Origin of the sequence: Xenorhabdus sp. SGI246 (assembly GCF_040838225.1) — a bacterium.
In the GTDB taxonomy this organism is placed as follows: Bacteria; Pseudomonadota; Gammaproteobacteria; order Enterobacterales; family Enterobacteriaceae; genus Xenorhabdus; species Xenorhabdus indica.
Map to the genome: position 1 here is coordinate 74,733 of NZ_JBFPEZ010000039.1, position 21,040 is coordinate 95,772.

19 protein-coding genes are annotated in these 21,040 nt (G+C 41.2%); 11 read left to right on the forward strand and 8 right to left on the reverse strand.

Annotated elements, in window-relative coordinates:
• Positions 1–75 precede the first annotated feature (75 nt).
• The 3 genes from ABLA85_RS09335 to ABLA85_RS09345 all read left to right on the forward strand — a co-directional run bounded on the left by ABLA85_RS09335 (position 76) and on the right by ABLA85_RS09345 (position 1,855).
• Positions 76–654 carry a fimbrial protein gene (locus ABLA85_RS09335; RefSeq protein WP_367963396.1) on the forward strand — a complete coding sequence of 193 codons (579 nt, stop codon included), beginning with the start codon at positions 76–78 and terminating at the stop codon, positions 652–654.
• Positions 655–721: 67 nt separating this feature from the next.
• Positions 722–1,558 (forward strand): pilus assembly protein, encoded by an 837-nt coding sequence (locus tag ABLA85_RS09340; RefSeq protein ID WP_367963399.1) that lies wholly within the window; start codon positions 722–724, stop codon positions 1,556–1,558.
• A 30-nt stretch (positions 1,559–1,588) separates the two neighbouring features.
• A complete protein-coding gene (locus ABLA85_RS09345; RefSeq protein ID WP_367963618.1) occupies positions 1,589–1,855 on the forward strand; it encodes a helix-turn-helix domain-containing protein in 267 nt (88 codons plus the stop codon).
• 249 nt (positions 1,856–2,104) lie between these two features.
• On the opposite strand, the gene carB is transcribed toward ABLA85_RS09345, so the two are convergent.
• The 3 genes from carB to dapB form a co-directional block, all read right to left on the reverse strand.
• Positions 2,105–5,329, reverse strand: coding sequence for a carbamoyl-phosphate synthase large subunit (gene carB, locus ABLA85_RS09350; protein WP_367963401.1), 3,225 nt, complete (start codon positions 5,327–5,329; stop codon positions 2,105–2,107).
• Between the two features lie 16 nt (positions 5,330–5,345).
• Entirely contained in the window at positions 5,346–6,506 is a 1,161-nt protein-coding gene (gene carA, locus ABLA85_RS09355; protein ID WP_367963402.1) for a glutamine-hydrolyzing carbamoyl-phosphate synthase small subunit, read from the reverse strand.
• Between the two features lie 436 nt (positions 6,507–6,942).
• Positions 6,943–7,764, reverse strand: a complete 822-nt coding sequence (gene dapB, locus ABLA85_RS09360) for a 4-hydroxy-tetrahydrodipicolinate reductase (protein WP_367963404.1) — start codon at positions 7,762–7,764, stop codon at positions 6,943–6,945.
• Between the two features lie 617 nt (positions 7,765–8,381).
• On the opposite strand from dapB, the gene ABLA85_RS09365 reads away from it, so the two are divergent.
• The 4 genes from ABLA85_RS09365 (at position 8,382) to ABLA85_RS09380 (ending at position 11,735) form a co-directional block, all read left to right on the forward strand.
• Complete coding sequence (locus tag ABLA85_RS09365) at positions 8,382–9,224, forward strand: AraC family ligand binding domain-containing protein (RefSeq protein ID WP_367963406.1); 843 nt, start codon at positions 8,382–8,384, stop codon at positions 9,222–9,224.
• Positions 9,225–9,379: 155 nt separating this feature from the next.
• Positions 9,380–10,090 (forward strand): AzlC family ABC transporter permease, encoded by a 711-nt coding sequence (locus ABLA85_RS09370; RefSeq protein WP_367963409.1) that lies wholly within the window; start codon positions 9,380–9,382, stop codon positions 10,088–10,090.
• Positions 10,087–10,398: an AzlD domain-containing protein gene (locus ABLA85_RS09375; RefSeq protein ID WP_367963412.1), complete on the forward strand. Its 312-nt coding sequence runs from the start codon at positions 10,087–10,089 to the stop codon at positions 10,396–10,398. The genes ABLA85_RS09370 and ABLA85_RS09375 overlap by 4 nt, the downstream gene beginning before the upstream one ends.
• A 179-nt stretch (positions 10,399–10,577) precedes the next feature.
• On the forward strand, positions 10,578–11,735 hold the full coding sequence (locus ABLA85_RS09380) for a fatty acid desaturase (RefSeq protein WP_367963414.1): 1,158 nt from the start codon (positions 10,578–10,580) through the stop codon (positions 11,733–11,735).
• Between the two features lie 181 nt (positions 11,736–11,916).
• On the opposite strand, the gene ABLA85_RS09385 is transcribed toward ABLA85_RS09380, so the two are convergent.
• Positions 11,917–12,903, reverse strand: a complete 987-nt coding sequence (locus ABLA85_RS09385) for a LysR family transcriptional regulator (protein WP_367963416.1) — start codon at positions 12,901–12,903, stop codon at positions 11,917–11,919.
• Positions 12,904–12,995: 92 nt separating this feature from the next.
• Here ABLA85_RS09385 and ABLA85_RS09390 point away from each other — a divergent pair, with 92 nt between their 5' ends.
• The 4 genes from ABLA85_RS09390 (at position 12,996) to ABLA85_RS09405 (ending at position 16,019) form a co-directional block, all read left to right on the forward strand.
• Positions 12,996–13,652 carry an alanyl-tRNA editing protein gene (locus ABLA85_RS09390; protein ID WP_367963419.1) on the forward strand — a complete coding sequence of 219 codons (657 nt, stop codon included), beginning with the start codon at positions 12,996–12,998 and terminating at the stop codon, positions 13,650–13,652.
• 67 nt (positions 13,653–13,719) lie between these two features.
• A complete protein-coding gene (locus tag ABLA85_RS09395) occupies positions 13,720–14,358 on the forward strand; it encodes a LysE family translocator (RefSeq protein ID WP_367963421.1) in 639 nt (212 codons plus the stop codon).
• Between the two features lie 235 nt (positions 14,359–14,593).
• A complete protein-coding gene (locus tag ABLA85_RS09400) occupies positions 14,594–15,196 on the forward strand; it encodes a hypothetical protein (RefSeq protein ID WP_367963423.1) in 603 nt (200 codons plus the stop codon).
• A 241-nt stretch (positions 15,197–15,437) separates the two neighbouring features.
• Positions 15,438–16,019, forward strand: coding sequence for a GNAT family N-acetyltransferase (locus tag ABLA85_RS09405; protein ID WP_367963426.1), 582 nt, complete (start codon positions 15,438–15,440; stop codon positions 16,017–16,019).
• A gap of 132 nt (positions 16,020–16,151) precedes the next feature.
• On the opposite strand, the gene ispH is transcribed toward ABLA85_RS09405, so the two are convergent.
• From ispH to ileS, 4 genes are all read right to left on the reverse strand, one after another.
• Positions 16,152–17,105, reverse strand: coding sequence for a 4-hydroxy-3-methylbut-2-enyl diphosphate reductase (ispH, locus tag ABLA85_RS09410; RefSeq protein WP_367963429.1), 954 nt, complete (start codon positions 17,103–17,105; stop codon positions 16,152–16,154).
• A complete protein-coding gene (gene fkpB / locus ABLA85_RS09415) occupies positions 17,086–17,556 on the reverse strand; it encodes an FKBP-type peptidyl-prolyl cis-trans isomerase (RefSeq protein ID WP_367963431.1) in 471 nt (156 codons plus the stop codon). The genes ispH and fkpB overlap by 20 nt, the downstream gene beginning before the upstream one ends.
• A 109-nt stretch (positions 17,557–17,665) precedes the next feature.
• Complete coding sequence (lspA, locus tag ABLA85_RS09420; protein ID WP_367963433.1) at positions 17,666–18,205, reverse strand: signal peptidase II; 540 nt, start codon at positions 18,203–18,205, stop codon at positions 17,666–17,668.
• Positions 18,205–21,027: an isoleucine--tRNA ligase gene (gene ileS, locus ABLA85_RS09425; protein WP_367963436.1), complete on the reverse strand. Its 2,823-nt coding sequence runs from the start codon at positions 21,025–21,027 to the stop codon at positions 18,205–18,207. Before ileS ends, lspA begins: the two co-directional genes overlap by 1 nt.
• Between the last annotated feature and the right edge of the window lie 13 nt (positions 21,028–21,040).

The window sequence follows — 21,040 nt, forward strand, 5'->3', positions numbered from 1 at the left end:
ATCCCGTCATAAGCAACTTGATGGGATCAAAAAGCAGACTTCACCAGATCGTAACGGGTTTTGGGATAAATGATAATGAATTTGTTAAGTATGAAGCTCTTTTACTATGCACTAAAGACATTGGTGCCACCGGTATTATTTCTGTTAGGGATTGGCAGTCAGCAAGGTGCTTATGCAAAAGATAACTTACGGCAAAATGTCAGAATCACGATGACCGTACTCGCTCCCCCTTGTGTGATTAAACCGGAAGATAAAATCATGGAAGTCAATTTTGGCAACATTATCAACCGGGACCTTTATCTGTATCACCGTACGCCAAGCCAACAGTTCCGGCTACATTTGGAAGAATGTGATCCCAGAGTGGCTCAGAAAGTGAAAATCAGGTTTGTCGGACAGGAAAGCAGAGAGCAACCCGGATTATTAGCATTCAGTCATGGCAGCAGTGCTTCAGGTGCAGCCATTGGTATGGAAAAACTGGATGGTACACCACTCCCTTTTAATAAAACGGCTCAATTTAGACTCTCTGATACGAGCAGTAACAATGTAATCCCGTTTCAGGCATATGTAAAAGCTGATCCCAGTGCGCTTCTGCAAAACAAGATTGGTGTAGGAGAGTTCAATGCAATGGCAACTTTTGAGCTCAGTTATGAATAGCGATTTCGGCTTCTTTTTCACCCCATGATATTCAACCTGAGTTTGATGTTATTTAGGGAAATAAATTATGCACCATATTAAAAAATCGTTGATGAAGTTTGCAGCATTGTTGCTTTTCTTTAGTGCTTCATATGCCTATGGTGGAGCTTATGTTATGCCAGTGAATACTATTATATCGGGTAAACGAATTATCACTACCATGGAGATTATTGAATGGACAGAAGAAGAGGGGCTTGGCAATCCTTGCTACGGTCATGAGCCATGTTATGTTGGCCCTGATGTTCAATATAGTAACAACCAGCCGGGCATGTATGGTTCCTGTGTTGAGGCAAATGTATGCCTGAATGACGCACAAAAGTACCGGACAACCGCAGAAGTCATGCGAGCTTATAAAAGACAGATCGGAATCCCTATACGGGTGACGTTTCCTATTATTACCGCAGATGCCGAATGTATAGGTTTGTTTTACACCAGCCAGATATCATCGGGTTATGGTATTGCAACGAAATTTCCTAACTCCACTTGCAACAAATTACCACCTATAAATCAAAGCTGTGAAATCAACATACCTTCTGAAATTGCCTACGGGGAATTAAAAGCTTCAGAAGTTAATAACGCCACTCGCTCAATTAATGGGCAATTTAAATGTGCACTTCGCAGCAACAAGATAATGTTGCAAGTCAAATCCATTAATAGTGAGCCCAAAATTTATCTCGATACTAATAAGCAAATTTACTCGACATTGCAGATTGATGGAAGAGATGCGACAGATGGCGTGCATGTTATCGCCCAGGGGAAAAATATTCCCTCAAATTTTACCCTGACATCAATATTGCACACATTAACACAACCAAAAGCCGGTAAGTATGAAGGTACAGCAGTTGTTTTATTAACCTATTTATAAATTGAGAGTAAAGAGATTATGCGAGTCAGTATGCTGGTAGGTAAAAGGATCCAAATGAAGCGAAAAGAGCTTGGGATAACAGCAGCAGAGCTGGCGGACAGAATTGGCGTCAGCCATCAGCAGTTATCACGTTATGAACGAGGAACTAACCGAATTAGTCTGGAGCAGCTAGTTGTTGTCTCTATTACCCTGAAAACACCGGCAAGCTGGTTTCTGGAAGATTGCTTCACTGGCCCAAAGCCCCATATAAACAACCAATATACCTGTGTAGCTGAAACAATATTAGACTTATACTGATATTGTTCAGAAAGACAGTTATTAATGTTGCATGAAGGCCATCTCAGAATGGGGGGTGGCTTTTTTTAATTTCAAAATAAGACGCTCTTTGGATTCAAAATTCCCTCCAGATAAAAATAGCAGCTAAAAAAGCAGCTCCCTTATTTGTTGGATAACTAACGCTTTAGGGGAGCTGTATTTTATTCGCTTATATCCTTTGTTTTCCAAGTTGCCTCTTTGTTGCCTGCATCTTGAAATCCATAGGGCATATTATCCGGTGATTTTTGCGTGCATTTCCTGTACAGAAATTACCTGCTCAGTCGGATCAGCACTGAGAGCCATAGTGGTTGCAAAACCGCCATTCAGGGTGGTGTCATAGTGCACTTTATATTGTAGTGCGCTGCGACGGAGCAGTTTTGAATCTTCAATTGCCTGGCGGCCAGCAGTGGTATTGACGATATAGTCATACTCACCGTTTTTAATTCTGTCTTGAATATGTGGACGGCCTTCATGAACTTTATTAACCAGACGTGGATTGATCCCGGCTTCACCCAATACAACGGCTGTACCGTGAGTTGCGTCCAATTCAAAGCCATGTTTGAGCAGTTTGGCTGCTAAATCAACAATACGCTCTTTATCCTCTTCACGTACTGACAGTAACGCCCGGCCTTTTTTACGCATAGTGGAGTTACTACCGAGCATCGCTTTGGAGAAGGCTTCCGCAAAAGTGCGACCAACTCCCATCACTTCACCTGTAGAGCGCATTTCTGGCCCCAGAATCGGGTCAACTCCTGGGAATTTGTTGAATGGCAATACCACTTCTTTCACGGAGTAGTAAGGAGGAATGATTTCTTTCGTGACTCCCTGTGACTGCAAGGATTGCCCGGCCATCACACGTGCTGCGACTTTCGCCAGTGGCAGACCTGTCGCTTTGGAAACAAATGGAACCGTGCGTGCTGCACGTGGGTTCACTTCGATCAGGTACACTTCGTTGTTTTTCACAGCAAACTGGACATTCATCAAACCACGGACACGTAATTCAAAAGCCAGTTTTTCAACCTGTTGACGCATAACATTCTGAATCTCCTTGCTTAAGGTATAGGCAGGCAAGGAGCAGGCTGAGTCACCAGAGTGAACACCCGCCTGTTCGATATGTTCCATAATGCCACCTATCAGGACACGTTCCCCGTCACAGATAGCATCAACATCGACTTCAATAGCATTATCAAGGAATCGATCCAACAGAACCGGAGCATCGTTGGATACACTCGCGGCGGTTTGGAAATAACGGCGCAGGTCTGATTCATCGTACACGATTTCCATTGCACGACCACCTAATACATAGGAAGGACGAACCACCAGCGGGTAGCCAATGTTGTTCCCTTTCTCTACCGCCTGTTCAATAGTGGTGACAGTAGCATTGGCTGGTTGTTTCAGACCAAGACGATTTACTGCCTGCTGGAAACGCTCACGGTCTTCTGCACGGTCAATAGCATCCGGGCTGGTGCCGATAATGGGTACGCCTGCTGCTTCCAGTTCGCGGGCCAGTTTCAGTGGCGTTTGACCACCATACTGGACGATCACACCTTTTGGTTGCTCAACGCGTACGATTTCCAGTACGTCTTCCAGTGTTACCGGCTCAAAGTAAAGGCGGTCGGAAGTGTCGTAATCTGTTGAAACCGTTTCTGGGTTACAGTTAACCATGATGGTTTCATAACCATCTTCACGTAACGCCAGTGCAGCATGTACACAGCAATAATCGAATTCAATGCCCTGGCCGATGCGGTTCGGGCCACCGCCCAATACCATAATTTTCGGTTTGTCGTTATTTGGATTAGCTTCGCATTCATCTTCATAAGTGGAATACATGTATGCAGTGTCAGTTGCAAACTCTGCGGCACAGGTATCTACTCGTTTATAGACCGGATACAGGTTGTAGTCATGGCGTAGTTTGCGGATCTCTTTACCGGATACGCCGACCAGTTTTGCCAGACGTGCATCTGCAAAACCTTTACGCTTGAGCTGACGCAGGAAGTCGGAAGTCAGGCCATTGATGCCTTGCTCTGCAACTTGTTCTTCCAGACGTACCAGTTCTTCGATCTGTACCAGGAACCAGCGGTCAATGTTGGTCAGGTTAAAGATACCATCAACGGACATACCAGCACGGAAAGCATCTGCGACATACCAGATACGCTCAGCACCTGCATCTTTTAATTCGCTGCGGATTTTGGTCAGTGATTGCGGGTCATCCAGATTGACTTTCGGATCGAAGCCGGTTGCTCCGACTTCCAAGCCACGCAAAGCTTTTTGCAGGGATTCCTGGAAAGTACGGCCAATTGCCATGACTTCACCGACAGATTTCATCTGAGTTGTCAGGCGATCATTGCTGCCGACAAATTTTTCGAAATTAAAGCGAGGGATCTTAGTCACTACATAGTCAATTGATGGTTCGAAAGAGGCCGGAGTACGCCCACCCGTGATATCGTTCATCAGTTCATCAAGGGTATAACCCACTGCCAGTTTTGCTGCAATTTTTGCGATAGGGAAGCCTGTCGCTTTGGAGGCCAGAGCAGATGAACGGGATACCCGTGGGTTCATCTCGATAACAATCAGACGGCCATTTTTAGGGTTAACAGCAAACTGTACGTTTGAACCACCCGTTTCTACACCAATTTCACGCAGTACGGCCATTGAGGCATTACGCATGATTTGGTACTCTTTATCAGTCAATGTCTGAGCGGGAGCCACAGTAATGGAGTCACCAGTATGGATCCCCATTGGATCGAAGTTTTCAATGGAGCAGACGATGATGCAGTTATCGTTCTTGTCACGTACTACTTCCATTTCATACTCTTTCCAACCAATCAGAGATTCATCGATCAGCAATTCATTGGTTGGGGAGAGATCTAAACCACGTTCGCAGATCTCTTCAAATTCTTCGCGGTTATAAGCGATACCTCCCCCTGTTCCGCCCATAGTGAAAGAAGGACGGATGATACAAGGGAAGCCAACGTCTTCGGCTACAGCCAGTGCTTCTTCCATCGAATGGGCAATCCCAGAACGTGCAGTATCCAAGCCGATTTTTTTCATCGCCTTGTCAAAACGCTGACGATCTTCTGCTTTATCAATTGCATCTGCGGTGGCACCAATCATAGTTACACCGAATTCTTGTAGTACGCCCTGACGTTCTAGTTCCAGTGCGCAGTTCAGTGCTGTTTGCCCCCCCATGGTTGGCAAAATTGCATCCGGACGCTCTTTTTCAATAATCTTGCGTACGACTTCCCAATGAATTGGCTCAATGTAAGTGGCATCTGCCATTCCTGGATCGGTCATGATAGTGGCTGGGTTAGAGTTCACCAGTATGACCCGATAGCCTTCTTCCCTCAGCGCTTTACAAGCCTGTGCTCCTGAGTAGTCAAATTCACATGCCTGACCAATAACAATTGGACCTGCACCCAAGATCAGGATACTTTTAATATCAGTACGTTTTGCCATTTTCCTTTTCTCCTGATTATTTGGTGTTCTGAATATCTTGCTGACGATACTGTTCAATCAATTCAATAAAGTGATCGAACAGAGACGCGGTTTCATGTGGACCAGGGCTGGCTTCAGGGTGTCCTTGAAAACTGAATGCAGGTTTGTCAGTACGGTGGATGCCTTGCAGAGTACCATCAAAGAGTGATTTATGAGTCACACGCAGATTTGCCGGTAATGAATTTTCATCAACGGCGAATCCGTGGTTTTGTGCAGTGATCATGACGACATTACGATCCAAATCTTTAACAGGGTGGTTGCCACCGTGGTGACCAAACTTCATTTTTACAGTTTTTGCACCGCTCGCCAGTGCCAGCAACTGATGGCCCAGACAGATACCAAATACAGGGATCTCGGTGTTCAGGAAAGTTTTGATTGCTTCGATTGCATAATCACAAGGCTCTGGATCGCCGGGTCCATTGGACAGGAAAATACCATCCGGTGCCATTTTCAGTACCTCGTCTGCGGAGGTTTTTGCCGACACGACAGTAACGCGGCAGCCGCGATCTACCAGCATACGCAGAATATTACGCTTAACTCCAAAATCATAAGCAACAATATGGTATGGCAGTTCTTGCTCTTTACAAGCTTCTGGTAATCCATCTGCCAGTGTCCAGCTTCTCTGTAACCACTGATAAGATTGTGTGGTAGTCACTTCTTGCGCCAAATCCATACCCTTCAAGCCGGGAAATGCTTTCGCTTTTTCAAGAGCGATTTGAGCATCTACCTCATCACCTGCAATGATACAACCGTTCTGTGCACCTTTTTCCCGTAACAGACGGGTCAGTTTACGAGTATCAATATCAGCAATGGCAACAATGTTATGACGCTTTAAGTAGTTAGACAGATTGTCTTCACTGCGGTAATTGCTGGTTATCAGAGGTAAATCACGGATTACTAAGCCTTGGGCTTGGATGGTGGGAGATTCTTCATCAGCGGCATTGATGCCGACATTACCAATATGAGGATAAGTGAGAGTAACAATTTGGCGGGAATAGGAAGGGTCGGTAAGTATTTCTTGATATCCGGTCATTGAGGTATTGAAGACCACTTCTCCAACAGCCACACCTTCAGCACCTATGGCGCGACCGTGAAATTGGGTTCCATCTTCCAGAACCAATATAGCTGACTTAATCAAAACACCCTCCAGAATGAATAATAAATCGCACTCAATGCATATTAATTCAGAATTAATCCTTTAAATCAATGCCAATTATGATGTTTGTCAAAATTTTGGCAAATTGCGCGCATTCTAATGATGAGAGAGGGCCTTGTCTACAAAAAACGCCCTTTTTATTGTTTTTTTTGCGACACTCACTATTGTTTCAGTGAAATTTACCTGAAAAACATAAGAAAAGTGCGAGTATATTCACGATTAATGGGAAATTAAATTTTAAAACAGAAAAAACAGTATGATTTTTCGTATCTATAGGATAAAAGGTAGTAAAAAAGTGAGATTAATGTAGAAAATAGGTATAAATGACGTAATATTTATATTTATGTTTCAATTAATAAAAATTACGCAATTAATGATAAATAATTGCGTAATTACAATAGGTTATATTGTTAAATAATTATAATTTATCGAAGTTAAGGACATCTTTCATGTCATAAAGGCCTCTGTTTTTATTGGTTATCCAGATAGATGCCTTAACAGCGCCATTTGCAAAAGTCATACGGCTTGAAGCCTTATGGCTGATTTCTACTCGTTCACCAATATCGGCAAAAATAGCAGTATGTTCTCCAACAATATCGCCAGCTCTTACCGTAGCAAAACCAATACTTTTGGGGTTCCGCTCACCTGTGTGGCCTTCCCGCGCATATACAGCACAAGTTTTCAGGTCGCGACCGAGCGTATGTGCAATAGATTCTCCCATTGCCAGTGCTGTTCCTGATGGTGCGTCTACTTTATGGCGATGGTGAGCTTCAATGATTTCAATATCCGTATACTCTCCCATCACTGTTGCTGCTTTTTCCAACAGTTTCAGGACAAGGTTAACACCGACACTGAAATTTGCTGCAAAAACAATAGGAATTTCATTTGCAGCATCTTTGATTGCTTGCTTACCTGCATCATCAAACCCAGTTGTACCAATCACCATGGCTTTACGGTATTGCCGGCAAATTGGCAGATATGTCAGCGTTCCTTCTGGGCGGGTGAAATCAATCAGGACATCAAAATCTTCTATGACAGAATGGAGATCATTACGGATCGTAATACCGTTATGACCAATACTGGCCAATTCACCGGCATCTGCTCCCACCAATGAAGAGTCTGGGTGTTCTAATGCTGCACCAAGTGTAACGCCATCTAACTGCTGAATGGCCTGAATAAGATTGCGTCCCATGCGGCCACTGGCCCCTACGATAGCAATGCGAATATCTGTATCAGCCATAAGGCCCTCACTATAGTTGATATTGGTTTTAATTGAGGTGATAAAGCAAATTGTCTACAGCTTAACTGTCAATGGCTGGTTGCACCAGTCTCAAAGGGAGATCATTAGGAAAACAGTGATCAGAAGGACAGTTATAACAAAATCTAAACTGTGGATATAACATGATAGGGTATATAAAAATAACAGATAGAAAGTAAATTAATGCAATATTTATTATAACAATTATTAAATATATACATTCAAATTATTTTTGACGAAAAAATAAATATTCTGGTTACCTTAGTAACATTGCTATAGCAATTTTATACAAAAAAGAAAAAGGCTCGCTAAATCCTCTCTGATGTGTTTTTTACAAAAAAGATTTGTTGGAATAAGAACAATGAGTCGTCAGTGATACTTGAAAATGCCCATATTCTTTATACTCTATAGGTGAGATCTTAATTTTCTTCAGACTGGAAAAAGCGCATAGTTAATTAAACAAGCGAGTAGAAAAATGGGTGATAGACCCATTGTCTTTCAAGTTACAGACTAAAATCTATGGGATATATAACTTAAAAATAAAAGAGTTCAATACCATAAAAAGATCAATTTTCATTAGAAACTTGGGTAACTATTTTATGTGGCAACAAGAAAATGTAAAAGAGAAAATTCAGTTCTTTCGTCTGAAAGAATTTAATGGTTTGGAGATGCTCAAAGCCAGTTACCGTAAGCAAGTATTTTCTCGGCATGTGCACGAGACCTTTTGTATAGGAGTCATAGAAGAGGGGGCTCAGCGTTTCTATCGTACCGGTGCGGAACATATTGCGCCTAAAGGTGATATTATTTTAGTCAATTCAGATGAAATTCATACCGGATCTGCTGCTGTTACAACAGGTTGGTCATATCAAGCTATTTACCCTCCACCTGATTTATTACGTTCACTTTCACGCGACTTAAAATATGCAGATGGCAGTATACCGTGGTTCCCTTCTGCTGTGGTTCATGATCCTGGGTTATCTGAACAATTACGTCTGATGTTTAATTTATTGTCACAAAAAGGTAATACTTTATTCAAAGAAACTATGCTGCTTTCTTCACTTTCTTGGTTGATAATGAATTACGGCAAAACACGTATTACTGCACAGAAACTTCCTTCTGCTGAAAAGCAGATCTTATTGGCTAAAGAATATATTGATGCACATGCAGAAACAGATATTTCTCTCAATCGGTTAGCAGAAATGGTACAGCTAAGTCCATGGCATTTTTTGCGGCAATTTAAGGAGATTATCGGAGTAACCCCTCATGTTTATTTAATTTTTGCCCGCTTACGTATGGCGCGAAAATTGTTATTGGATGGACATTCTATACTAAATGTTGCTATTCGCTGTGGTTTTGCCGATCAAAGCCATTTTAACCGCCATTTTAAAAATGCCTTAGGGATCACTCCTGGTATGTTTGTCCGTTCTCTACAAACAGCTTAAAAATGCGCTATTGCCTTATTGGGAAGGATTCCAACCAGATTAGCAAGAAATTATTTCACCACAATTTTATTCAATACTCCTGTATTACCCGCACGTAAGCTACCTGTCAATGGTTCTTTTATTTTGTTGGCGTAGATCTGTTTATGGAAAAAACAATGACTGAATTGCAACCAAAAATATCCTCCTGGCAAGGATTTTGGTCTGGAATATATAATATGTTACCGCTTTGCCTTTCGGTTATTCCCTGGGGAATACTTGCTGGCTCTGTTGCTGTTCAATCAGGGTTAACTCTGGGACAAAGTATAGGGATGTCTGCAATCTTATTCGCTGGTGCTGCACAATTAGTGACACTTGGTTTATTAGCATCGGGTGCTAGTATCTTTACTATTATTATTTCAGTGTTTTTTATCACAGCTCAGCATTTTCTCTATGGCTTAACTTTACGCGAATATGTTTCTTTATTAAAATTTCGTTATCGACTACCAATCGGTTTCTTACTAACAGATGAATTATTTGCTTTAAGTTGTGCTCAGAGAGATAAACAGATTTTAACTCCGGGCTATTTGATTGGTGCTGGATTATGCTTTTATGTATGCTGGAATCTATTCAGTCTTCTGGGAATATTAATGGCTTCTTCTATTCCAGATTTAGATAAGTATCATCTGGATTTCTCAATTGTCGCTACCTTCATTACTATTGTTGTACCGATGATAAAAAAACTCAGTGTATTTTTGGGCGTGATTTTTTCATTGTTTTTGTCAATGATATTATCTTACCTGCACGTTGAAGGTGCCATTATTATTGCTGGTGTCAGTGGTATGTTCTTTTCTGTTTTTATAGCCAGGTTAAATAAGGAGTCAATATGAGTTGGGTCTTGCTTTTTATTTTAGCTGGTATTGTATTATTTAATAGATATGTTTTCCTGGAACCTAAAGTTCCGGTAAAGCTTCCTAAAATAATAAATGAATCATTAAAATATTCTGCCCCTTGTTTATTGATTGCGATATGTGGGCCAATTATTTTAATGGAACATGGGGAGTTAAGAGAGGTTTCTAATAATCCTTATTTATGGGGGGCATTATTAACTACCGTTTTTGCTTTTTTTATCAGAAATATCGTAGTGTGTGTTGTTATCAGTCTGGCTGCTTTTTATGTGTTATCGGCTATTTTATAGCCGCAAAGCGGGATTCTTTTTTATAAAATTTTAACAAATTGATATATATAGATAACTTTGCACGTTCACTGCGAATTTATTTATAGATTGTAATAGTTACAATTTATGTTTTGATATTTCACTCTTTGTAATAAAAAATAATTATATTAAAATTACTTTGTTCATCAATAGGAGGAATTATGAAAACAGGAATTGACCTTTATAAGGAATCTACCGCTATTCGGAATACATATAAGATATTGCCTTTTCAAGGTGTGTGGAGTTGGTTAACAGGAAAGGATATTCCCGGCAGGAAAGCATTATGGAAATCCAGCTCAATTGAAATGATATGTTGGTCGATTAGTTGGATTGTGGTTGGTACGCTACTTATCTACTTGTCACTAAATAGTAATATGTCATCAATTATCAAGTTTATTCTCTATTTAGTCGGTGTATTATTTTCCACTTCTGGAGCCAGGTATATTGTTGCTACTATTATTCATCAAGGGGTGCATGGGAATTTACTCTCAACGAAATCACGCAATAGAGTTATATGTGAAATTTTATCCACCATATTCATTACTCAACCTTACGATTCATACCGTCAGTTTCATATATATGAGCATCATGGAAAGGATTTTTCAACAACAGAAGATAAAGATTTAGCGGCAGTATACAAATTAGGGTTTGAACCTGGAAAAACAAAGAAACAGCTCTATATTAACCTGTTTTTGACCCTATTTAGTCCTTATTTTCATTTTTCATATTTCTATGGCCGCATTAAATCAAATTTAATAGGTGTTCCTGTTTATCGGTTCATCATGACTATTGTTTATTTTCTATTTTTGGGCTACCTTGCTTGGTGGATGGGAATGATGAATTTTGTATTATTCATCATTATCCCTTATATAATTGTGTACCAGATAGCATCGTTATTACAGTTAATGACTGAGCATGTGTGGTTGTTACGTCGTGAAAATGAGACTATTCTTCATAGCCATATCAAAAACTCTTTAGGACGCTTTTGTGGCTCACCTTGTCCTGAAAGTTTTTCTTTGAAATATTCTCTACAATGGATTATATGGGCCTTTAAACATTTATTCTACCATTTGCCTGTTCGAATGTTGATAGTGCAGGGGTCACTGATTTGTCATGATTGGCATCATCGGGTAAGTAATATTAAAGAGTGGTATGACTATACAAGATTGAGAGAAATTAATGCAGAAAAATTGGCTAAAGAGGGTAAGTATGATTATACCGAGTTTTGGGGGTTTTATAATTGCTTAGATCACGTACTAACTATGCTCAGTAATTCCGAACCTATTGATGTTAATAATCTAAAATATAGACTTAATTAAAAACATTAATGAAAACAATATGACACGATCTTTTTATAGGGAATGATAATTCAGATTTTAATATGGAATTATTGTTTTGTTACCAATGGCAATTAACTTATTCATTATTATAAACCCCTTTGCATATTACAGGGAAGAGGTGAGTTAAAATAACTAATTCACCTCTTTTACATGAACATAATTATCCACCCATTTCAGGTAATTCGTAATGAGTGGTATTGTGAATCTTATCTACCCTTTTATTATCTGCGATGTTTTCCTGACGGAGGCGTTCGGCCAGAAATTCTATAAATACACTGAGTTTTGGAGGTAAATGCCGTGTTGGTGGATAAAGTATCCATAATTCGCCAGTGTGGTTGGCTTTAAAGTTCCAATCAGGCAGAACTTGAACCAGCCGTCCCTGTTGTAAAGCATGTTTAGCGGTAAAATAAGGTAAGTTGCCAATTCCGATATGTCTTAACACTGCATCAAGCCGAACTCCTGTATGATTAGCAGCGTAACGGCCATAAACATTGACGGTAATACTTTTACTTCCCTGATTGAATTTCCAACGTGAATCTCCTGGTTCTTCCCCAAGATAGATGCAACTGTGATTTTTCAGATCGTGCGGATGTTGTGGTGTGCCATGTTCTGCCAGGTATTCGGGGGTTGCACATAACATATGCCAAATATTTAATAACCGTTTTCCCATGAGGCCCGGAGGAGGTTGATCTGTGATCCGTATTGCAAGATCAACCTCTTCATCTATCAAATCTACATAACGATCATCAAGTCGCAAACTTACATCAACTTTAGGATAGTGGGCAAGAAAAGCAGGTATATGAGGATGAATAACAAAACGGCCAACCGCTTTAGGGACACTGACCCGGACTATTCCTTGTGGTTCTTGGTTAAAGTTTCCTGATACCGACATGATTGCCTGAGCAGAATTCATCATGTCCAGGCAATGTTCATAAACGGTTTGTCCGCTTTCACTTAAACGAAGTTTGCGTGTTGTTCTTTGCAGCAGGCGGGTGCCGAGCGCTTTTTCCAGTCTGGTGACAGAACGACTAATGGCAGAAGGTGTTGCGGCAAGCTGACGTGCAGTTTCAGAGAAACTACCGGTTTCAACCACTTTGGCGAAAATAGCCATTTCCCGCATTAAATTTATCGTGCTATTTATGCTCATAGGTCAAAAGTTATTTGAGTTGAGGATGGATTATCACAATTGTATTTATTTAATACAATCAGGGAAATTTGTTTATATGAAGAATATTGAATATGACTGAACGTTTTTATTTATCCAGTTCTATCCTGAGCAGGGAAGTTGAAGTGTTAGATTGTTCTTTTCGCGGTGTCTCTTCCTGTAATGATGGACGCTATGCAATCCGATTAAACGTAACACCATTTCATCCTCAGGGAGGGGGGCAACCTAGTGATGTTGGCTGGCTGAATGATGTGGAAGTTGTTCACGTCGCATTTGAAAATGATGACATCATTCATTACACAAAACATCCTATCAATACAGGAATAGCTTTTGCGCGCGTTGACGAAAATCATCGTCAATTACACTCACAGCTACATTCAGCAGGTCATCTTATTGGTCATATTGTTGAAGGCTTGGGTTGGTATCCTGTCAGTGCACACCATTGGCCCGGAGAAAGCCGGGTTATTTTTAAACCGGGAATGCATGCTCAAGCTGTTTTTGTTGAAGCACTCCAGGAAAGTTGTGATCAACTTATCGCTGAAAATTTATCTTGCCAGATTACTCTGCGTGATGATGGATTTCGGCAAGTCAGTTTTGGTGAACTTCCCCCTTACCCTTGTGGCGGAACACATGTGACATCATTAAAACATATTCACAAAATTCAGATACAAGCTATTAAGGAAAAGAAAGGCAAGTTATCGGTGCAATATGACATAGTGATGCCAACGTAATATATTGCGTCATAATAGATTCGACTAAGTGATACCACTATAAATATAAACGCTTTTCGGGGTAAATATGCTTTCTGATTACTTGCATGAGTTTTGGGGACTTGCACTTATTCATTTTTTGGCTGTTGTCGCACCGGGACCAGATTTTGCCGTAACACTACGACAGAGCATACGCTTTGGTCGTTGGGTGGGAATTTGTACCGCTATTGGTATTGGTGCGGGAATATCCGTCCATGTTATTTATACATTGATTGGTATTGGAGCATTAATACATTCAACACCTTGGTTGATGACAATAGCAAAAATGATTGGTGGTATATATATTTGCTATTTGGGGATTCAATTTATTAGAAGTAAGCCGGAAAAAACGGATTTTATCCTCCCGAATAAGGCACTTCCGCAACAAAGAAACTTGCGACGAGCTTTTTTTACTGGTTTTATGACAAATGCGACCAATCCCAAAGCAACTTTATTTTTTCTGGCTATCTTCACAACTGTTGTGAGTGCAACTACGCCGTTATCTGTCCAGATTTTTTATGGTGTGTGGATGTGTATAGTAAATGCAGCATGGTTTATTCTGGTTAGTTGTCTTTTTTCCAACTCTACGGTTCGCTTACAGTTTATCCGGCTAGGGCATTGGTTCGAACGCGCAGTAGGCGTGGTTTTGATTGGTTTTGCTGTTCGTCTTTTATTTATTTCTGTGTAACAGAAATTGACTCAATACAGTAACGGTGTATTATGACTTAATTCAAAGGTGTTTTTATTTTTGATGTAGATGAATTTTTATATCAACTAATATGAAAACTATTAAATTATTTTAATTATCCCAGCTTCTTTAAATAAATTTATTGATAATATTAATATGGAAAAAAGAAAGGTTTCTAGCTAGTTAATGATAGCAATATAATAATAAGAAATTTTTATATTATAAGGAGGTTAATATGATATCCAGATCAAAATCTTTTTCAGAAATATGGCCAAGATCAATTGATATCAGATGTTCTATAGTTATTAAGGAGGCTAGTCTACCAGAAGCATTTAATGCAGTACAAAAAATAAAGAAAGAAACTATGAATGATGAGTGGTTGTACTCTAACTCTTCTGAGCTTGATGAGGAGAAAATAAAATGGAATTCGAGATATAACCAAGCATTGAAAATATTTACATTTCTCTATAATAATATTGGTGCTCGCCTTCAGCTTGAAGGAACTGATAAAAGAATGTTGTTTTTTGTATCTTATTTCAGAGGTGTTCCTATCGGAATTTTACAGTTGTTAGTTACTGATGGGTTACCTAAAGTCGTTTTTTTGGCAACTCATTGTGGTATTCGAGGTTGTGGTGTTTTACTCATTGAATATGCAGTAAATAAATCACAACAATTAGGCATGGGGGGGAAGTTACAACTTTTGCCATATAAGGGGGCGATACCGGCATATATAGAGATGGGATTTACTAGTGTTGGGGAAAATCTAGAATTATATCCTGCTGATAGAAGTGATAAATGGAAATGGGATGAGGTAACGGGCCGTTATAGATTCTGCTGAATATCAGGTGCGACACCTAATATGCTATACCCTATAGATTTCAATATGTAACTTGAAAGACGACGTGTATCCAATATATTTGGATTTTTATTAGAGAGAAGTCGGGTGAATTATTTACATCTTCCAAGATATTAAAGAGGGGGGGATTAATGTAATGTTCAGATCAAAATCTTTTAATATTAACAACCATTCTGTAGGATTTGGCCCTTTAAACCGATCTAGATCATGTGCGGATATGTACATGACATTGGTTAATATGAAAACATTTATCACAATCAAGGAGGTTAGCCCAGAAGAAGCATTCCATGCAACGGAAAAGATACTAACAGAAACTATGGCTGAGGATTGGTTCTATTTTGATTTTCTTAAACTTGATGAGGAACAGCAAAGGTGGAAAATGAGATATAATCAGGCAGTTAGTATACTTAATTGCCTCTCGACTAATGCAAAGCTTCAATCTATGAGAGATAAAACTGACGGTTCAAAAAAGTTTTTTGTTATTGCTTATTTCAGAGGTATTCCTGTCGGTGCTTTACAATTATTAGTGAAAGATAATCATGAAAATGAGTTACCTGAAGTTTCTTTTTTGGCTACTCATTGCGGTATTCGAGGTTGTGGTGTTTTACTTATTGAATATGCAGTAAATAAATCACAACAATTAGGGATGGAAGGAAAGTTAAAGCTTTCTCCATATGATGAGGCGAGGCAAGCATATATCAATATGGGGTTTATGAACGTAAATGGGGACATGGAATTACATCCCGCGGCAAGAAATGATAAATGGAAATGGAATAAGATAACAAGCCGTTATGAATGTTGTTAAATTTTTGGGCAAGACATTCATATCCGGCTTTTCGTTAGAAAGATGCCGAATAAACTAATTGCATCTTCCAACAGAAAAGCCGAATTTAAGTTGAAGCAATCCTGAAATAATGATTCTTAAGTCAATCCGAAGTTAATTAACTTCTTTCACTTCAACTCGTAGCTCTTTCGGTACTTCAAACACAATGTTTTCTTCGCGGCCATACAGTTCATTAACTGTTTCTGCCCCAAACATTTTCAAACGCTTAATGACTTGTTGCACTAAAATATCCGGTGCGGATGCCCCTGCTGTCAAGCCAATAGAACTCACACCATCAACCCATTCCTCTTTGATATCATCCGCAGAATCAATCAAATAAGCAGGTTTGCCCATACGTTGTGCCAGTTCAGCCAGACGGTTTGAGTTTGATGAGTTTTTGGAGCCAACGACTAAGACAATATCGGCATCTGTTGCCAAATCACGAACCGCTTCCTGGCGATTGGTGGTGGCATAACAGATATCATCCTTACGTGGGCCGATAATATTCGGGAACCGGGCATTAAGTGCATCAATCACTTCTGAGGTATCATCCACAGAAAGTGTGGTTTGTGTCATAAAACAGAGATTATTTTCGTCTTTAATCTGCAATTTCCAGACATCTTCCGGTGATTCCACCAGATACATACCGCCTTCAGGATTATTATACTGCCCCATCGTGCCTTCAACTTCTGGATGACCGGCATGTCCGATTAAAATAGCTTCTTTACCTTTACGGCTTGCACGGGCGACTTCCATATGGACTTTTGTTACCAGTGGGCAGGTAGCATCAAACAGCATGGTTAAATTGCGGGAACGAGCTTCGTTACGGATGGCCTGAGAAACGCCATGTGCGGAGAAAATCAGAATTGCACCATCAGGAACTTCTGAAATTTCTTCAATGAAGATAGCACCCCGATTCCTCAGATCATCAACCACATAGCGGTTATGTACTACTTCATGGCGAACATAAATCGGTGCACCATATAATTCTAATGCGCGTTCTACAATGCTGATGGCACGATCAACACCAGCACAAAAACCACGAGGGTTAGCCAGCAATATTTGCATGGTTTTCCTCCAACTGAGGGTCTATTTCCAACACTTCAATCTCAAAAGTGACGTTTTGGTCAGCCAGTGGATGGTTAAAATCAACAGTGATAGAACCTCCTGCAACTTCTTTGATAAACCCCGGCATTTCGCTACCATTCATAGCAGTAAATAGCATAATAGTACCTACCTCAGGAATATCCGAATTGGCAAAATCGCGTGGTGTGAAGTATTGCACCAGATCAGGATTATATTTGCCGAAAACAGTTTCTCCTGCCAGTATGAATTGGTGTTTATCGCCAGCTTTCAAACCAATCAGTTGTTGTTCGAGTGGCTCGGAAAGGCTGCCATCACCTAAACGGAATAATGCGGGTTTACCCTGACTATAAGTCGAGTCTGCTGTTGAACCATCATCCAGTTTTAATGTGAAGTGTAACAAAACTGCACTGTGCGTTTGCACCTGCATTGACATGTTGCTCAAACCTTTTAGTAAAAAACGACTTAGTAAAAACGATTTAATAATAAACAATTGCAAGTGGGTGAAGCTATCAACCCCGGTTATATTAACCGAGGCTGGTTTCTTATTGTTTTCTTGATGATTGTTGTTTGGATTCTGTTTGTTTTGATACAGTTTTCTTATCATCCGAACTGATAAAGCTCTCAATGATAATGAGTGCTGCCCCGATGCAAATGGCAGTATCTGCGATATTAAAAGTCGGCCAGTGCCATGCTCCGATATAAAAATCGATGAAATCGACAACAAAACCATGTACTAGCCGATCAAACAGATTTCCCAGTGCTCCACCAACTACTAAAGCATAAGCAATGTTGCTCAGTTTCTGTTTGGCACTGGAGCGATACATCATTACCAGTAGCGTGATAGAGATGACAATCGCAATCAAGGCAAAAAACCACCGCTGCCAGCCACCTTTGTCAGCCAGAAAACTAAACGCAGCCCCAAGATTCTGGGCATAAGTCAGATTGAAGTACGGTATTAATGGTATGGATTCGTACAGTCTGAAGTTTTGTAATACTAACTGTTTACTGCCTAGATCCAAAATCAATACCACAGCAACTAACCAAAGCCAGCGAAGGCCAGTGGAACAAATGGGTTTCTTCATCAGGCAAATTTACGCTCTTCACCGTTACCGGCAACGTTAGTCACACAGCGGCCACAGAGTTCTGCATGTTCCGCTACCAATCCCAAGTCTTTAGCATAGTGCCAGCAACGTGGGCATTTTTCACCGTCTGCTTTACGAAAGGCAATTTTCAGCCCTTTAAGTTCGCTCTGTTGTGCATCAGTACACGCAGATGAATAGGCAGCAACTTCGGTTTGTGAAGTCAGTAATACAAAACGCAACTCATCAGACAGTTTGTTGAGTTTTTCTGCCAGTACTTCATCAGCATAAAGTGTGACAGCCGCTTCCAGTGAACTACGGATGTATTTATCGGCACGAGCCTGTTCCAGTACTTTGTTCACTTCACTGCGAACTTGCAGCAATTCAGCCCAGAAAGTATCGTTCATATTTTCACTACCTGCCAGACCGAATAGACCATCATACCACTCTTCGGTCAAGACAAACTGTGCGCGTTTGCCAGGCAATTCATTCCACACTTCATCCGCAGTAAAGGAAAGGATTGGTGCCATCCAGCGAACCAGTGCTTCTGCAATGTGGTATAAGGCGCTCTGGCAGCTACGGCGTGCAACACTGTCGCGTTTTGCGGTGTACTGACGATCTTTGATGATGTCCAGATAGAATGAGCCCATCTCTACGGAGCAGAACTGCATCAAGCGCTGAACAACGGAGTGGAAGTCGTATTCATCGTAGTGCTTGAGGATATCAGCTTGTGCTGCCTGTGCACGACCTACCGCCCAACGATCCAGTGTTACCATGTCTTCCGCTTTTACCATGTGCTGTTCAGGATCGAAACCGTTCAGGTTTGCCAGCAGGAACCGAGCAGTATTACGGATGCGGCGGTAAGCATCCGCTGAGCGCTTCAGGATTTCATCAGAAACTGCAATTTCGCCAGAGTAATCTGTTGATGCCACCCAAAGACGCAGGATATCTGCCCCCAGTTTGTTCATCACATCTTGTGGGCTAACGGTGTTGCCGATGGATTTGGACATTTTACGTCCTTGTTCATCAACGGTGAAACCGTGAGTCAGAACCTGACGGTAAGGCGCTTTACCTTTGATCGCAGTTGACAGCATGAGTGAGGACATAAACCAGCCACGGTGCTGGTCAGAGCCTTCCAGATAAATGTTTGCGGAATGGCCATTGAATTCTGGACGAACATCGACAACAGAGGCGTGGGTGCTTCCTGAATCAAACCAGACATCCAGTGTATCCTGTGTTTTGATGTAATCTGCTGCTTCATCACCCAGAAGTTCTGATGCATCAAGATCCCACCATGCCTGAATGCCATCTATTTCAACACGCTTGGCGACTTCTTCAATGAGTTCTGGTGTGCGAGGGTGTAGTTCTTGTGTCTCTTTATGTAAGAACAGAGACATCGGTACGCCCCATGTGCGCTGACGGGAGATACACCAATCTGGGCGGTTTTCTACCATAGACTCAATGCGTGCTTGTCCCCAACCTGGTATCCACTCAACCCCTTTGATCTCTTTCAGTGATTGTTCACGCAGGCCGTTCTGATCCATGCTGATAAACCATTGTGGTGTTGCACGGAAGATGATTGGTTTTTTGTGACGCCAGCAGCAAGGATAGCTGTGCTGAATTTTTGACAGACTCAGTAACGCGCCTTTTTCTTTCAGTAGCTCAACGATGACATCGTTCGCTTTGAAAACAAACAGGCCATCCAGAGAAGGATAAGTGCCAGAAATGTAGCAGCCATTTGGCCCAACCGGGTTTGCGATTTCAAGGCCATATTTTAGGCTGATAGAGTAGTCGTCCGGGCCATGACCGCCCGCAGTATGTACTGCACCAGTACCCGCATCAAGAGTCACGTGATCGCCCAGAATAGCAGGAGTGTCAAAGCCCATAAATGGATGGTTGAAACGCATCAGTTCTAGATCTGCGCCTTTGCAGTCACCGATGACTTCCCATGCAGTGATACCTGCACGCTGCATAACAGATTCAACCAATTCCGCAGCCAGAATCAGACATTCATTGTTAACTTTGACCAATTGGTAAGTGATTTCTGAGCCCAATGAGATCGCTCGGTTTGCTGGTAATGTCCACGGTGTGGTTGTCCAGATCACCAGAGAAACCGGCAGATCCTGTAGCCTCATACCCGATTTGGCAAATTTGGCATACACAGCATCTGCATCAACGGCTGTGAAACAGACGTCAATGGAAGGGGAGGTTTTGTCGTAATACTCAACTTCCGCTTCGGCAAGAGAAGAGCCACAATCAGTACACCAGTGAACAGGTTTAACACCTTTCAACAAATGACCGTTGCCGATGATACGACCCAGTGCACGAATGATGTCTGCTTCTGTTTTGAAGTCCATCGTCAGGTAAGGTTTATCCCAGTCACCCAGAACACCCAGACGTTTGAAACCCGCTTTTTGTGTTTCGACCTGACTCATTGCATATTTGCGGCACTCAGCACGGAACTCAGCGGCGGAAAATTTTTCACCTGGCTTACCGATAATTTGCTCAACCTTGAGCTCAATTGGCAAACCGTGGCAGTCCCAACCTGGAATATAAGGCGAATCGTAGCCTGATAACCCTTTGGATTTAACAACAATGTCTTTGAGAATTTTATTGACTGAGTGACCAATATGAATATCGCCGTTTGCATATGGAGGGCCATCGTGCAAAATGAAGGTCTTTTTACCTGATTTTGCTTTTCTGATAGCCTGATACAAACCTTCTTTATACCAACGTTTCAACATATCTGGTTCGCGCTTGGCTAAATCCCCGCGCATAGGGAACCCTGTTTCCGGTAAATTCAGGGTGTCTTTATAGTCACTCATTCTCGATTCTCAG